This window comes from Fibrobacterota bacterium, assembly GCA_019509785.1.
Taxonomy (GTDB): domain Bacteria; phylum Fibrobacterota; class Fibrobacteria; order UBA11236; family UBA11236; genus Chersky-265.
Genome location: JAEKLQ010000049.1, coordinates 28,621 through 42,215 on the forward strand (window position 1 = coordinate 28,621; position 13,595 = coordinate 42,215).

Genomic DNA, 13,595 nt, shown 5'->3' on the forward strand with positions numbered 1-13,595 from the left:
ATAGCCCATCCTCCGGGCCCCCGCGTTCATGGGCCTACCCGCGATTCCTATCTTTCCGATGTGGTTCCTCCCATCCAGCTTTACGTCCATGTTCCCTTCTGCGAAAAGAAGTGCCATTACTGCGACTTCGCCAGCTGGGAGATGCCGGCCGTGCAGCAGCGGCGGTGGACCGAAGTCCTTCTGAAGGAGCTGGAGGCCAAGGCCCCGTTCGCCGCGGGCCGCCCCATCGATACCGTTTTCTTCGGTGGCGGCACGCCTTCCCTCCTCGCCCCCGAATTCATGGAAGCCATCGTCGCGCGCATGCGATCGCTTTTCGATCTCTCCCGGACCCGGGAGATGTCCCTGGAATGCAATCCCAGCAGCCTTAAGCGCGAGAAGCTCGACCTGTACCATGCCCTGGGATTCACGCGCGCCAGCATCGGGATCCAGAGTTTCCATGCCGATGAACTGGCCCGCCTGGGCCGGGTGCATACGGTGGAAACCGCCCATCAGGCGTTGGCGACCGTGAAGGCGGACGACCGTTTCCAATTCAGCGGGGACCTGATCTTCGGAGTGCCGGGGCAGACGGAGGCGAACTTCCTGGAGAGCCTGCGCCAATTGCTTTCCTATCAGCCCGATCACGTTTCCTTTTACGGGCTCACTATCGAAGAAGGCACGGAGTTCTCCCGGCAGAAGGCGGCGGGAACCCTGATCATGCCGGAAGACGATGCCTACAACGGGATGTATCTGGCTGGGGTGGCCCTGTTGGCCGAAGCGGGGTACCGACGGTACGAAGTCTCCAATTTCTGCAGGCCGGGCAAAGCCAGCAAGCACAACCAAGGGTATTGGAACGGCGCGGAATACCTCGCCTTCGGCCCCGGCGCCCACGGCTTCATCGACGGCCGGCGCAGCGTATCGCCGCGATCCTTCGAGGACTATCTGGCTTGGGGCGCGAATGGATTTCCCGAGTCGGCCTGCGTGCTGGATATCTTGACCGATGATGACCGGCGCATGGAAGCGGTCATGCTGGGCCTGCGCCAGGACGACGGAGTGGATTTGGCAAAACTGCGCGGACTCGGACTGGATCCGCGCGACGCGACCCTCGATAAATGGGTACGGGCCGGAATGCTGCAGCGGACGGCCGGCGCGGCCCGGCTCGTCGATGCGGGTTGGCTTTTCCTGGATGAAATCTGCGCGGACCTGGTCGCGCGGTCCTAGCGCGCCGTATACCCGGATGCGCGCCCGGGGGATCGCAGGAAAGCCTTGAACTACGCTTCGCAGATCAGTTTGGGCGCGTAATCCAGGTAATCGCAACTCGCCAGATGGTACTCGGTCCCTTCCAGCTTTCCGAAGGCCTTTCCCGCCAGCTCTTTCCTCACCGAATGCAGATGCCCGAAGATGACGTGTTCCGCCCCCGCGTCGGCATACATGCGCGAGGCCCGGGACGGGCGCAGCAAATGATCCAAGGGGGGATAATGCGCCAGGCCGATCCGGATTCCGGGCATACCCGCGGGAATGGAATCGATGGAGAGCTTAAGGCGCATCAGATCGCGATCGTAAATGCGCTCCTGCTCCTTCACGTCCCCGTCGCTCTTGAGACCCGGGATGGGGCCCTTGGCCGGGTCCCATTCGATGAGGTCGAACACGGAATATTCCACCGTGTCCCATAGCCGCGCCCCGAAGAAAACGAAGGGCCCGATTTTGACGTGGTTGTTCTGGATGAAGGCGACGGAAGGCGGCAGTTCCCGTTCCAGGAGGGATGAGGATGGCCACCAAATATCATGGTTGCCCCGGAGGATGATCTTGCGGCCGGGGAGGGACCCCAGCCAACGCAAGTCCTCGAGGGCCGCCTCGAATTTCTTGGCCCAGCTGATGTCCCCGGGCACCGCGACCACATCGTCCGGTCCCACGGCCTTTTCCCAATTGGCCTTGATCTTATCGGGATGACGCACCCATTCCGCGCCGAAACGGTCCATGGTTTTGCCCGGCACCCCGAAGGCGAGGTGGGGATCGGAAAGCGCGAACAGCCTCATAACGTAAAGGTAAAAATCCCCGGGCCGGCATTTATCGGCCCCTATTTAAGGCCCCGAGGGGCGGCCTTCGGGCGGTACCCTTTATACCTTTGATCCCGGTGGCCGCGCCGGCCGCCGCGGAGCATCCATGGCCCATTCCGGCCCATCCGATTTCCCCGGTCGCCTGGTTTTCCACGTCGATATGGACGCCTTCTACGCCTCGGTGGAACAGCTCGAGAATCCGGCCTTGCGCGGAAAACCGGTGATCGTCGGCGGGGTCGACTCCATGCGGGGCGTGGTCTCCTCGGCCTCGTACGAGGCCCGCGCCTTCGGGGTGCATTCCGCCATGCCCGTGGCCCAGGCCCGCAAACGCTGCCCGCACGGGATCTACGTTGCCGGCCGCCACGCCCTTTACGGGGATTACTCCCGTCGCATCATGGACGTGCTTTCGGATTTCTCGCCCGTGCTGGAACAGGTTTCCGTGGACGAGGCTTTCCTGGATATGACCGGAACCAAGGGGCTGTTCGGACCGCCCGGGGTTTCCGGCCGGGCCATCAAGGAAGCCATCCGCGCGCGCACCGGCCTGACCGCCTCGCTGGGGGCCGCGGAGAACAAGTTCCTGGCCAAGTTGGCCTCGGATGCGCGCAAGCCGGACGGGTTGGTGGTGGTGTTTCCCGGCGAGACGCAGGCCTTCCTCGACCCCATGCCCGTCGATCGCCTGTGGGGAGTGGGGAAGAAGACCGTGCAGGAACTGCACCAGGTGGGTCTTTATTCCATCGCCCAACTGCGGGCCCAGCCCCTCGAATCCCTGGTCTCCCATTTCGGCGAAAACTTCGCCGTCCACGTCCATGCCCTCGCGCAGGGCCGGGACGATCGCGAGTTGGCGCCGGACTGGGAGGAAAAGAGCATTTCCCACGAATGCACCTTCGAGCGCGATTCCGGGGACGCGGAATTCCTTTCCGCCGTGTTGCTCGATCTTTCCGAAAGGGTGGCGCGACGCGCGCGCAAGGACGGCCGGGCCGGCCGCACGGTAACCTTCGTGTGGCGTAACCCGGACTTTACCCGCCAGTCCCACGCTCGTTCCCTATCCGCCGGCACCGATTCCAGCCAAGCCATCTACGAGGCGGCTTTTGGGCTGTTCCGGGAGGTCGCCGGACTGGGCGGGGACGCCGCGGCGGGGCGGTTACGCAAAGGTCCGCGCATGTTCCGCCTCATGGGCGTGAGGCTTTCCAATTTCGCCCGGGAAGGCCAGCAGACGTCCCTCTTCGAGCAACCCAAGCTCGCATCCGGGTTGGACCGGGCCATGGACGCGGTGCGCGATCGCTTCGGCGAGAACGCCATCCGGCGCGCCCGCTTGGCAGGCCAGGAGGACGGGGGGCAATCCCCGTAGCGCGGGCGAAAGAAAACCCGGTGCCGAAGTCGGAAACGGGATCGATGGTGGAACCAATCATGAGCGATGGCGATTTTCCGGCTTATATTTCCCCTCCGCACGGCTACCTTAATGCACTGCCGGCTCCGGCTGGGCATTCCCCGGCGGATTCGCGATCGGAAGGACGATGATGAAGATGGAAACCTCGATAGAGCACGGCAAAACGGCGCTGCGCGCGGGCCAAATGGGCATCGAGGGCGCGGCGAAGTGGCTGGCCCTGGCGGCCGCGGTGCTGGGCTGGATGTTCGACGGCCTGGAAATGGGCCTCTTCCCGCTGGTAGGCCGCCCCGCCCTGACCGAGATGTTGGGGGGCGCGGATATCGGGCCTTGGTTCGGCGTCATCATGGCCGTCTTCCTGGTGGGCGCGGCTTTCGGGGGAATCGCGCTCGGATGGCTGGGCGATCGCATCGGACGCACCCGCGCCATGGTGTGGAGCGTCTTGGCCTATTCCGTTTTCTCGGGACTGGGGGCTTTCGTCACCGCGCCTTGGCAATTGGCCATCCTGCGTTTCCTGGCCGCGCTCGGCATGGGCGGCCAGTGGGCCTTGGGTGTCGCCTTGGTCATGGAAATCTTCCCCTCCAAATCGCGCCCACTCATGGCCGGCGTGATCGGCGCATCGGCCAACGTCGGCTTCCTTCTCATCGCGGCCCTGTCCATAGGCCTCAACTCCGTGCTCGCCAGCCTCGCGACGGTCCTGCACGGGGCGCTCCCCGACTCCCTGGTATCCATCCTGCTGCGCAACGGGAGCTGGCGCCTGCTCATGATCCTGAGCGCCACCCCCGCGCTCCTGACCTTCCTGATCCGCGTTTTCGTCCCGGAGTCCGGCATGTGGGAGGCCCAGTCCCAGGCGGGCGGAAAGGCGCCGCGCATCGGGGACCTGTTCCGGAACGGCCTCGCCAAAAGCACTTGCCTAGGCGCCGCCTTGGGGGCCATCGCCCTGCTCGGCACCTGGGCCTCGGTCCAATGGATCCCGTCGTGGGCCGGCAAGATCGCGACCGGCGTCCCCAATGCGGCCGCCAACGTTCAGATCGCCTCGGCATTGGGGGCCATCGTATTCAGCATCTTCTTCGCGCTATTCGCGGAACGGTTCAACCGCCGATCTACCTACTTCGCCCTCTCCCTGCTTTCGCTGATCTCCTGCGCCATCCTCTTCCGTGTCCCTATGCATTACGGATTCGCCTTCCGGTTCTGGACCTTCTTCGTGGGCGGCATCACCGCGGGGTTCTACGGGTTGCTTCCGCTTTATCTCCCGGAATTGTTCCCGACGCGGGTTCGCGCCATGGGCTCGGGCCTCACCTTCAACGCCGGCCGCCTCATCGCCGCCTTGGGGGCCGTTTCCGGCGGGGCGCTGGTCAAGTCCTTCGGCGGGGACATCGCCCGCATGTGCTCCATCGTCAGCCTGGTCTACGCATTGGGCCTGGTCCTCGTTTGGTTCGCGCCGGAGACCAAAGGCAGGCCCCTGCCCGAGTAACCGGGCCGGCAACCGGGCGCGGCGCCCGCGGGATAATTACTTTTAGGCGCCGGCGCGGTCGCGCCTTGGAGAACTTCCCGCATGGCCCCGCTTCCCGTTCCCCTGCTCCGCTGCGGCGGACCCGCGAATCTGCCCCAATCCATCGCCCTGCGGGCCGGGCCCGTGTCCCTGCTCTTCGAGCAAGGCGAGCTTCGGCGGATACGTCTGGGGGATCGCGAAGTGCTCCGCCGCATCTACCTGACCGTGCGGGGGCCCGATTGGTCCACCATTCCCCCGGTCCTCTCCGATCTGCAAATCGAGAGCTCTCCCGATTCATTCGTCATGATGTTCCGCCTCGATTGCAAGCAGGGGGATGCGGATTTCACCTGGCAGGTTTCCGTGCGGGGCAATCCCGAGGGAGTCGTCCGCTTCGATGCGCGCGGCACAGCCAACCAGGCTTTCGACACCAACCGCGTGGGCATCTGCGTGCTGCATCCTTTGAGGGAATGCGCGGGAAATCCCGCCCTGGTTCGCGATCCCCACGGGCAGACTTTCGAAGGACGATTCCCGGAAACCATCCAGCCCGATCAGCCCTTTTTCAACATGAGCGAGATCCTGCACGTGGTGGAGAAGGAATGGCTGGCCATGGTCTATTTCGAGGGCGAGCATTTCGAGATGGAGGACCAGCGAAATTGGTCCGATGGCTCGTTCAAGACCTATTGCCCTCCCCAGGCCAGACCCAAGCCCAGGCGCCTCGAAGCCGGCTTCGAGACCCATCAGATCGCCACCCTTTTGTTCCAAAGCCCGGACAAGAAACCCATTTCCGATTTGGCGGCGGCCTTGGCCGCGGCCGGGATCTTCCGTCCCGCCGACGGGGCCCCTCCCGTGCTCAAGCCGCGGACCGACGATGGGCGGCCCGTCCCCGGCTTCGGTTTCGGATTGGCCAGCCACGGCCAGCCCTTGGCGCCCCAGGACGTGTCCCGCATCAAGGCCTTGTCTCCCTTCCACCTGCGCGCCGACTTCCGCCTGTCCCAGGCCGGGTGGCGGCGGGAACTGGAACGCGCCGTGTCGCAGGCGCGCGCATTGTCCGTTCCCCTCGAATGCGCATTGGTATTGTCCAAGGACAGCGGTCCGGCATTGGCCGAATTCGCCGCCGCGTGGGAAGCCGCCGAAGGGGAATGCCTGCGATGGCTGGTCTTATCGGAGGAGAGCGACGCCACCTCCGACGCCGACCTGCAAGCCGCGCGGGATGCCTTGGGGCCGCTCGATCCCCTCGCCGCTTTCGCCCGCGGATCGAAGGGGGACTTCGTGTTGCTGAACCGGAATCGACCGGAACCGAAGGCCGGCATGGCCCTGGCCTACGGTCTTTGCCCCCAGGTGCATTTGATCGACAACCGGACCTTGGTCGAGTCCCTGGAGGGGCAGGCCTGGACCCTGATCACCGCTGCCAAGACCTGGCCCCGAAGCAAGGTTTCCGTGACGCCGATTACATTGAAACGTTCGCCGTTCTCGGTCGCGCTGAAAACCCCTCCGGTGGCGGGGGATATGGCTTCCGCTCTCCCGTGGCGGAACAAGGTGGATGCCCGGCAGTTCTCGCTTTTCGGGGCCGGCTGGGCCTTGGGCAGCCTCAAGCGGATGTCGCTTTACGGCGCGGACAGCGCTACTTACTTCGAGACCCACGGCCTGTTAGGGCTGATGTCGGGCGCGGCCCTTCCGGACGATTTGCTGAAACCCGCGGGCATGGACTTTTCGATGCAGCCAGGCTTGGTCTATCCCATGTGGCACGTGTTCGCCGACTTCGCCGATTTCGTCGGGGGATTCGCTTACGACGTGGAATCGCAAGCGCCGCTCAAGTTCGATGCCGTGCTCCTGCACGCGGGGGATAAAGCCAGCATCTTGCTGGCCAATCTGGAGGAAACCGGGGCGACGCTACGCTTGGAAGAATTGGGCAACGTGGCCGGCGTCCGCCGGCTGCACGAAGGCAACGCCTGGGAGGCGATGCGCGATCCGGAAAGTTACCGGAAGTTGCCCTTCGAACCCATGCCCGGCCATGCCGAAGGTTGGGACATCGAATTGCGTCCCTTCGAGTATATCCGCATCGATCTCTCGGCGGGCTAGCGGTCTAACCCTTACCCGGCTCGACGATGAATATCGCGGGCTTCCCCTTGCGGATCATGGCGAGCAACAACCGTAAGGCGTGGATGCGATCCCGCACTCCGGCCGATCTCAGCTTGAGCCGCTTGATCTTGGTCTGCACGGGATGACGCTTGCGTCGGGTCAGCGCCAGGACCAAGCCGCCGGCAAGCAAACTGCCGGTAACGATGAGCGCAGGCATAGCCATTCGCCGCAGGCGCGCCTGCGGAGCGAATTTCCTTTTCAATTCCCGTAAATGCCGATCCAGGCTGGCCCTGGTGATGGAGATGCTTTCCTCGATTTCATCGGGGGAGGCTTGGGTCCAATCAGGGGTGGTTCGAGAGGCCATGGTTTATCCTTTCCCCGCGGGACTACTATTCCTTTTGGAAACGGAATTCCCCATGGCGCGACCCTTCTCCTCCGGTCGCGCGCCGGGCTGCCCCCGTAGGGCGCGGAAAGAACGGACCGTCCGCCAGGACCCGGGTTTCGGATCGGCATGCTTGAGGGATCGGAATCCGCCCAAGAGCAACACCAACGCGCCGATGCCGAGCAAGGCCCCCAGGATCAGCGGGCCGATCCAAGCGGCCATAAGCGCTGAAAGGCCTAGCGCGATCAGCCCCATCGTGAGCAAATGATCGAGGAATAGGCACATGTAGAAGACCGAGAAAAGGGCGATACCGATGGCGGCGCCGAACAAGGCAGCGCTTTTGCCGAGATCGCGCGCCTTGGAGACGGCTTCGCGCTTGGCCAAGGCGATTTCCTTGCGGATGAGATCGGCGATGTCATCCTTCATTTCGCGGAGCAATTGGAATATCGAGGTATCCGGATGCGTATCCATGAATGCCATGGGGAACCCCCTTAATCCCAAAATACGTTCCGGCCAATGCGGTCGGAGCTATTATTCCTGGGAAGGAAAACCGGCAAGGATGCCGACGGCGAGGAAAATCATGGGCGCATATCGCGATGAGATGGAGTTGGCATTGATGATGGCTGCCGAAGCGGGAAAGATCATCCTCCCGCATTTCCGCGACGCCGCATCGCTGCGCGTCGAGACGAAGGCCGATAACAGCCCCGTCACCATCGCGGACCGCTCCGCCGAAGAGGCGCTCCGCAAGCTGATGGAAGCGCACACTCCGGGGTATGGCATAATCGGCGAAGAGTTCGGGTCGTCGGCGGGCCGTACCGACCGCGAATGGGTCATCGATCCCATCGATGGGACCAAGGCCTTTATCCACGGCGTTCCCTTGTTCGGTACCCTGCTGGCTCTGCTCGAGAAGGGCCGGCCGGTGGTCGGAGTCATTTCCCTGCCCGCCCTTGGCCAGGTCCTTTACGCCACTGCCGGCGGGGGCTGTTTCCTGGACGGAAAACCTTGCCGCGTTTCTTCCGTCGATCGCGTTGAAGACTCCCTCCTTTTGGACGGGAGCACGACGACGATGGAACGCCTGGGTCATGGGCCCGCTTGGGCCTCGCTACGAAACCGCGCCAAGCTTCACCGGGGGTGGGGGGATTGCTATGGGCACATGCTGGTCGCCTGCGGCAGGGCCGAAGCCATGTTCGACCCGATCGTTTCGATATGGGATGTGGCCCCGATGGCGGTGATCCTGCCGGAGGCGGGGGGAAGATTTTCCGCCTTATCGGGAAAGGCGTCGATTACGGAAAACTCAGGGATATCTTCCAACGGCAATATCCACGAAGAAATCCTGCGCGGCTTGGGGCATGTACCGGCTTGAACGCCGCCCATCAGTCGGTGATCCACTCTCCATCGTCTTCTTCGCCGCCTTCCTCGATTTCGAGCAGCGACATGGGAAGATAGAGGAGCAGATCCGAAGCAACCAAACCCAAAGTCCCCCGATCCTTCCTCGCCAAGTCGCCGGCTTTCCCGTGCGCGAAGGCCGCCAAGGATGCGGCCTGGTCCACCGGGCGTACGGCCAGCAAGGCCGCGACGACACCGGCCAACACGTCTCCCGAACCCGCGGTAGCCATGCCGGGATTCCCGACCGGCAACACCGCCAGGCGCCCGTCCGGGGCCGCGAAAAGGGTGGTCGCCCCCTTGAGAAGAAGATTCAGGTTGGTTTTTTGCGACCATGCCCGCGCGGCCCGCATCAGATCGAGGGGATGCTCGTAGTCGTATTCTCCTCCCATGCGCTTGTATTCCCCGGCATGCGGCGTAACCACGAAATTCTCGTAGCCGCGCAGGTCGGGCTGGAGGGGGAACTCGGGATTCACGTAGGAGAGTGCGTCGCCGTCCAAAGCCACGCGCCGGCCCTTCAGCTTGGGGATGAGGCCCTGCAGGAAGGCCATGGTTTCGGGATGCTTTCCCAGGCCGGGTCCCAAGAGAACGCTATCCGCCCAGGCCAGGGATTCTTCCAACTCGGATAAATGATCGGGTCGGAAGTGCCCGGGCCCTTGCGGGCCTATGCCTTCCGATGCGCCTACCGGGATGCCGATGATCTCCAGGATATGTACGGCGACCTCGGCGTGGATGCCTGCGGGGTAGGCGATCTTGACCATGCCCGCCCCGGCCCTCAGAGCCGCATTCGAGCTCAGAGCCGCGGCCCCGTGCATGCCGCGCGATCCCGAGATCACCAGGACTTTGCCCGTGGTGTACTTGTTGGCGCGGTAGTCGCGCTCGGGGTAATCCGAAACCGCGTCATCCATGGTGTAGAGACGTAAGCGGGAAGGCTGGCCCATCAGCATTTTTTCGTCGAAGCATATCGGGCTGTAACCGACCTTGCCGTATGCCAGGGAGGCGGGGTAGAAGGCCGAGGATATCTTCATCGCCCCCAAGCATACCGTGGCGGCGGCTTGGACGGCGCTGCCGGACAGGATGGGAGAATCGCAACGGACTCCCGAAGGGATGTCTACGGAAAGGATGGATACTCCGCTCTGGTTCATCCCGAAGATGCAGGATTGGATCAGGCCTTCGGGATCGCGATCGATGCCGCTGCCAAGCAAGGCGTCGACGATGAGGGCGATATCCTGGAACACCGGCAAATCGAGGGGAGAGCGGACGCTATGGATGGGGAGATCGGCATCGGAGAGGGCTTGTTGTAGGCGTTGGGTCTCCGAGGAAAAACCACGCTCTCCCGGCACCTGGTAAATGACGACGGGATATCCGGCCTGCGAGGCCAGCAAGGCGGCGGAGAGGCCGTCGGCGCCGTTGTGGCCGTGGCCGCATACGAATGCGATGGTCTGATCGCGGCGCAGATCGCGCGGCGGTTCATCCGGGGGCAGATCCTCGTCCGGGAGATCGTCATCGGGTAAATCATGTCCGGCATCATCTTGCTCGAGCATGGTCTTGATGGTTTCGAACACCGCCTCCCCGGCGCTCTGGATCATGTCGTATTCGCTGAGACCGGATTCGCTCGAGGTCTTGCGCTCGACTTCCTTTATTTCCGCCAGGGTGAGGATGGGGATCATGCTTCCTCGCTTGATATATGAAGGTGGCTTGTCGCGGTTCCTCGCCCGATAACGCACCGCGAGGCTTGAAAATAAAAAACCGCGCATGCGCGCGGTCGAAGAGGGCAAGGGACGGGAGCGATCAGGAGTTCTCGATGTCGCCGAGGATCTCGTCGATCTCGTCCTGGACTTCCTGCTCGAACTTGGTGGGGCGGCGTCTTTCGATGATGATGGCGCGCTGATTGATCGCCTTCTTCAAATCGACGATCCGCTTCTGCTCCATGTCGAGATTCATTTTCTCCATCTTGGCCAAGCGGATGCGCAGCAGCAATTGCCCGAAGGATGCGCCCGTGATGAACACCGCCGCGAGGATGGTGAGAATGAGGATTTCAGTGGAGATCATGCTTCCGCCGCTTTTCGGGAATCAAGATACCTTTTCGCCGCTTCGGTGTTGAAATTTAGTCTATCGAGCAGCAAAATGGCGTCTTCCGGATCGAATTTCATGGGGAAGGGAGAGCCCTCTTTCCATGAATTGAGCGCTTTTAGGATGGGAAACGCCAAATTCTCGATCCGGTAGCGCTCCTGGTTGAGCTTTAACGTATCCATCAGATCCAAAAGCACAAAAAACGGCTTCAGGTCCATGCGCACATCCGATTCGATCAGGCGCTTCCCGATCACCAATAAGTAATCATGGAGACGGGCCTTGGCCGGACCCAGGTGCGCCGGGTATCCCTGCACCCGCAGATTCGTGGCCAGTACCAAGGCTCGCAGGAGTTCCGCGATATCGTCCTTGGCGATGCCGGCGAGCAGGGCTTCCACCATGCGGAAGTTCTCGATCAGGTTCGCGGATTGCCGCACGCTGCGCGGGAGGTTCCAGTCCAGGCGATGGAACTGCCTCTGCTTCACCGCGAGGCGCCATTCCTGCATGCGCACTTCCGGCTCCGATTCGCGCCAGAAATCGTTCTTCAAGCGCCTGGTCATCGCGGCTTTGATGTCGAGGGGGAGATCGCGGGCGGAGAGCACCATCGGGTTGAGGGGCGCGAGCCATTCCTTCACCGTTTCGGAGTGCGGGCTCGTGTCCGGCATCCATGCTTCCAGGGGAACGGGCGGGCGATGGCAGTATGCGTAGACTTCCGCATCGAATCCGTCCTCATGGAAGATAAGCCAGGCGACTTCGCTGGCGCCGGTGACCTCGTGGACGAAGCGCGTTTCACGGATCGTCCAAAGGCCGAAGGCGCGGCGCGTGGCGCCGGCGACCCGCCAGGCCGGGCTTTCGGAGTAGAGGAACGGCGCTTGCGAGAAGTCCTTGGCCCATTGGCCCATGGCGAGGTACGCATGCAAAGGCAAGGTCGCCCGCTCGAGTTCCAGGAACACTTGATCGCCGGGTTTGGCCTCGAGATTGGACTTGGCTTCGGAAAGCGCGGCCAGGAAGTCGCGACGCACGGCGGGCCCCGCCCCTGAGGCTTCCAGGAGGGAAAGCGCGCGCTGCGCGTATTTCAGGTTCTGGACGGTTTCGATGCCCGTGAGTTCGGAAAAGAACCAGGCGCAACTGGTGAAGATGTAGTGCGAGAAGCGGAGGATCTCGATTAGATCGGCCGCGCGGGTCTTGTCCGCTTCCGGTTTGAGGTTGGCTTCCCACCAGGCCTTGCGGACGCTGGCATCGAGTTGCCAGGCCAGAAGCGCGCTATCTTGCGCGCGCGCCCAGTCCTTGAATAGCAATGGCCCGCCCGTCTGCACGAAGGTGTCGGCGGCGAGGTACAGGAGATCGAAGGCATGGCGCAAGGGCCCGCGCCACTTCTGGTTCCAGCCCGGCTGCCCTCCGGTGGAACAACCGCAGTCTTCCTTCCACCGGGCCACGCCGTGGGCGCACGACCAGGCCGTGCCGTCGCCGTGGGCGTTCTTCAGCCGTACCTCATGGCTCGGGGGATGCTTGGCGAGGAACCAGGCGTAGTTGACCGGGGTCATCTCCAGCTTCGGAGCCACGTCCTGGAAGAGGAAGGCGGCGCACATGTCGCCGAAAGGTTCGTGGTGGCCGTAAGACTCGCCATCGGTGCAGACGGAAACCAACTGGTCGTTGGCGTCGCGATGATCGAAGGCGCCGGAGATGCGCTCGCCGAAACGCACCGCGTCCTTCAGGAGATGTTCGAACCCGACTCCGTGGGAAAGCGGTCCGTCGTAAAAGAAGACGTCCAGATAGCCCTTCTCGATGGGCGTGCCCTCGGCATCCACGGGGAAGATGCGGTACGGGCGGCGCGGATCGACGTTGTTGTGCGAAACGTCGGACCAGGTTTCTTCGCTGAGGGCGCGCACTTTGTAGGCCTGGGTGGGCGCCAGGACGGTGAATTTGATTCCCTCCCGGATCAAGGCCACCACGGTATCCATGTTGATGGCCGTCTCCGCGCACCACATGCCTTCGGGCTTTCGTTTGTAGCGGCGTTCGAAGTCGGCGACGCCCCAACGGATCTGCAGGCGCTTTTGCTCGGCGGTGGCCAAGGGCATGATGACGTGGTTATAGACCTGGGCCAACGCGTTGCCGTGGCCTTCCAGGCGCTCGCAACTGAGGCGGTCCGCCTCCAGGATGCGGGAGTAGGTGTAGGCATGCTTCTCTTCCAGCCACGAGAACAAGGTCGGGCCGATGTTGAAGCTCATGTAGGCGTAATTGTTCGCGATGTCGCGGATGCGGCCATGGCTGTCCAGGATGCGCGAGGCCCCGTTGGGCGCGTAGCATTCGCGGAACACCCTTTCGTTCCAATCGTGGATGGGCGCGGCCGAGGGCTGCAATTCCACCTGATCCATCAAGGGATTTTCGCGCGGCGGCTGGTAAAAATGCCCGTGGATGCAGAAATAGCGGTTGGTCTTGGGGAGCGCCATGCGTAGAACCAAATGTATCTATTTCCCCGTCCGGAAGGCCATGGGTTTCGGATGGGTAAGTGTGGCTGCTTTTGTCAGTGCCAGCCGAAGGCCGAACCGTTGGAGTCGGTCACGGTGCGCCCGTGCGTCTTGGACTTCAGGAGTTCCAGGCCTTGCTCGAGAATGGCGCGGCGATCAATCGAGCCGGGCCGGAACCAATATTCCTCGTCCTGGTTGACGCGCACGTAGCATTTGTCGGCGATGGCGCGATCTCCCAACAAAACCTCGAAGGTGGCTTGGCGGCCATCCAATACGACATTGCGGATCCAGCGTATGCTCATGG

The 13,595-nt window shown here is 63.0% G+C and carries 12 protein-coding genes; 5 read left to right on the plus strand and 7 right to left on the minus strand.

Annotation, left to right across the window (positions count from 1 at the left end; genetic code table 11):
• Positions 1-60: 60 nt before the first annotated feature.
• Positions 61-1,197, plus strand: coding sequence for a radical SAM family heme chaperone HemW (hemW, locus tag JF616_14735; protein MBW8889007.1), 1,137 nt, complete (start codon positions 61-63; stop codon positions 1,195-1,197).
• A 50-nt stretch (positions 1,198-1,247) separates the two neighbouring features.
• Here the strand turns inward: hemW and JF616_14740 are convergent, their stop codons facing one another.
• A complete protein-coding gene (locus tag JF616_14740) occupies positions 1,248-2,012 on the minus strand; it encodes a metallophosphoesterase (GenBank protein MBW8889008.1) in 765 nt (254 codons plus the stop codon).
• Between the two features lie 127 nt (positions 2,013-2,139).
• Between JF616_14740 and dinB the strand changes: the two genes are divergently transcribed.
• The 3 genes from dinB to JF616_14755 all read left to right on the plus strand — a co-directional run bounded on the left by dinB (position 2,140) and on the right by JF616_14755 (position 6,988).
• Entirely contained in the window at positions 2,140-3,381 is a 1,242-nt protein-coding gene (gene dinB, locus JF616_14745) for a DNA polymerase IV (protein MBW8889009.1), read from the plus strand.
• A 223-nt stretch (positions 3,382-3,604) separates the two neighbouring features.
• Positions 3,605-4,891 carry an MFS transporter gene (locus JF616_14750; GenBank protein MBW8889010.1) on the plus strand — a complete coding sequence of 429 codons (1,287 nt, stop codon included), beginning with the start codon at positions 3,605-3,607 and terminating at the stop codon, positions 4,889-4,891.
• A gap of 81 nt (positions 4,892-4,972) precedes the next feature.
• On the plus strand, positions 4,973-6,988 hold the full coding sequence (locus JF616_14755) for a hypothetical protein (GenBank protein ID MBW8889011.1): 2,016 nt from the start codon (positions 4,973-4,975) through the stop codon (positions 6,986-6,988).
• A 4-nt stretch (positions 6,989-6,992) separates the two neighbouring features.
• Here the strand turns inward: JF616_14755 and JF616_14760 are convergent, their stop codons facing one another.
• Positions 6,993-7,352: a DUF3618 domain-containing protein gene (locus JF616_14760; protein ID MBW8889012.1), complete on the minus strand. Its 360-nt coding sequence runs from the start codon at positions 7,350-7,352 to the stop codon at positions 6,993-6,995.
• Between the two features lie 3 nt (positions 7,353-7,355).
• On the minus strand, positions 7,356-7,850 hold the full coding sequence (locus tag JF616_14765) for a phage holin family protein (GenBank protein MBW8889013.1): 495 nt from the start codon (positions 7,848-7,850) through the stop codon (positions 7,356-7,358).
• A gap of 100 nt (positions 7,851-7,950) precedes the next feature.
• Between JF616_14765 and JF616_14770 the strand changes: the two genes are divergently transcribed.
• Positions 7,951-8,733: an inositol monophosphatase family protein gene (locus tag JF616_14770; protein ID MBW8889014.1), complete on the plus strand. Its 783-nt coding sequence runs from the start codon at positions 7,951-7,953 to the stop codon at positions 8,731-8,733.
• A 10-nt stretch (positions 8,734-8,743) separates the two neighbouring features.
• On the opposite strand, the gene JF616_14775 is transcribed toward JF616_14770, so the two are convergent.
• The 4 genes from JF616_14775 to JF616_14790 all read right to left on the minus strand — a co-directional run bounded on the left by JF616_14775 (position 8,744) and on the right by JF616_14790 (position 13,593).
• On the minus strand, positions 8,744-10,423 hold the full coding sequence (locus tag JF616_14775; GenBank protein MBW8889015.1) for an NAD(P)H-hydrate dehydratase: 1,680 nt from the start codon (positions 10,421-10,423) through the stop codon (positions 8,744-8,746).
• 121 nt (positions 10,424-10,544) lie between these two features.
• On the minus strand, positions 10,545-10,805 hold the full coding sequence (locus JF616_14780) for a hypothetical protein (GenBank protein ID MBW8889016.1): 261 nt from the start codon (positions 10,803-10,805) through the stop codon (positions 10,545-10,547).
• Positions 10,802-13,285 carry a DUF3536 domain-containing protein gene (locus JF616_14785; protein MBW8889017.1) on the minus strand — a complete coding sequence of 828 codons (2,484 nt, stop codon included), beginning with the start codon at positions 13,283-13,285 and terminating at the stop codon, positions 10,802-10,804. Before JF616_14785 ends, JF616_14780 begins: the two co-directional genes overlap by 4 nt.
• 62 nt (positions 13,286-13,347) lie before the next feature.
• Complete coding sequence (locus JF616_14790) at positions 13,348-13,593, minus strand: hypothetical protein (protein MBW8889018.1); 246 nt, start codon at positions 13,591-13,593, stop codon at positions 13,348-13,350.
• Positions 13,594-13,595 lie beyond the last annotated feature (2 nt).

What these genes read in the sequence shown, in the direction of transcription:
- JF616_14780 (MBW8889016.1), bottom strand. Translation starts at nt 10,805, where the DNA reads ATGATCTCCACTGAAATCCTCATTCTCACCATCCTCGCGGCGGTGTTC.
- JF616_14770 (MBW8889014.1), top strand. Translation starts at nt 7,951, where the DNA reads ATGGGCGCATATCGCGATGAGATGGAGTTGGCATTGATGATGGCTGCC.
- JF616_14750 (MBW8889010.1), top strand. Translation starts at nt 3,605, where the DNA reads ATGGGCATCGAGGGCGCGGCGAAGTGGCTGGCCCTGGCGGCCGCGGTG.
- JF616_14755 (MBW8889011.1), top strand. Translation starts at nt 4,973, where the DNA reads ATGGCCCCGCTTCCCGTTCCCCTGCTCCGCTGCGGCGGACCCGCGAAT.
- dinB (MBW8889009.1), top strand. Translation starts at nt 2,140, where the DNA reads ATGGCCCATTCCGGCCCATCCGATTTCCCCGGTCGCCTGGTTTTCCAC.
- JF616_14790 (MBW8889018.1), bottom strand. Translation starts at nt 13,593, where the DNA reads ATGAGCATACGCTGGATCCGCAATGTCGTATTGGATGGCCGCCAAGCC.
- JF616_14775 (MBW8889015.1), bottom strand. Translation starts at nt 10,423, where the DNA reads ATGATCCCCATCCTCACCCTGGCGGAAATAAAGGAAGTCGAGCGCAAG.
- JF616_14765 (MBW8889013.1), bottom strand. Translation starts at nt 7,850, where the DNA reads ATGGCATTCATGGATACGCATCCGGATACCTCGATATTCCAATTGCTC.
- JF616_14740 (MBW8889008.1), bottom strand. Translation starts at nt 2,012, where the DNA reads ATGAGGCTGTTCGCGCTTTCCGATCCCCACCTCGCCTTCGGGGTGCCG.
- JF616_14760 (MBW8889012.1), bottom strand. Translation starts at nt 7,352, where the DNA reads ATGGCCTCTCGAACCACCCCTGATTGGACCCAAGCCTCCCCCGATGAA.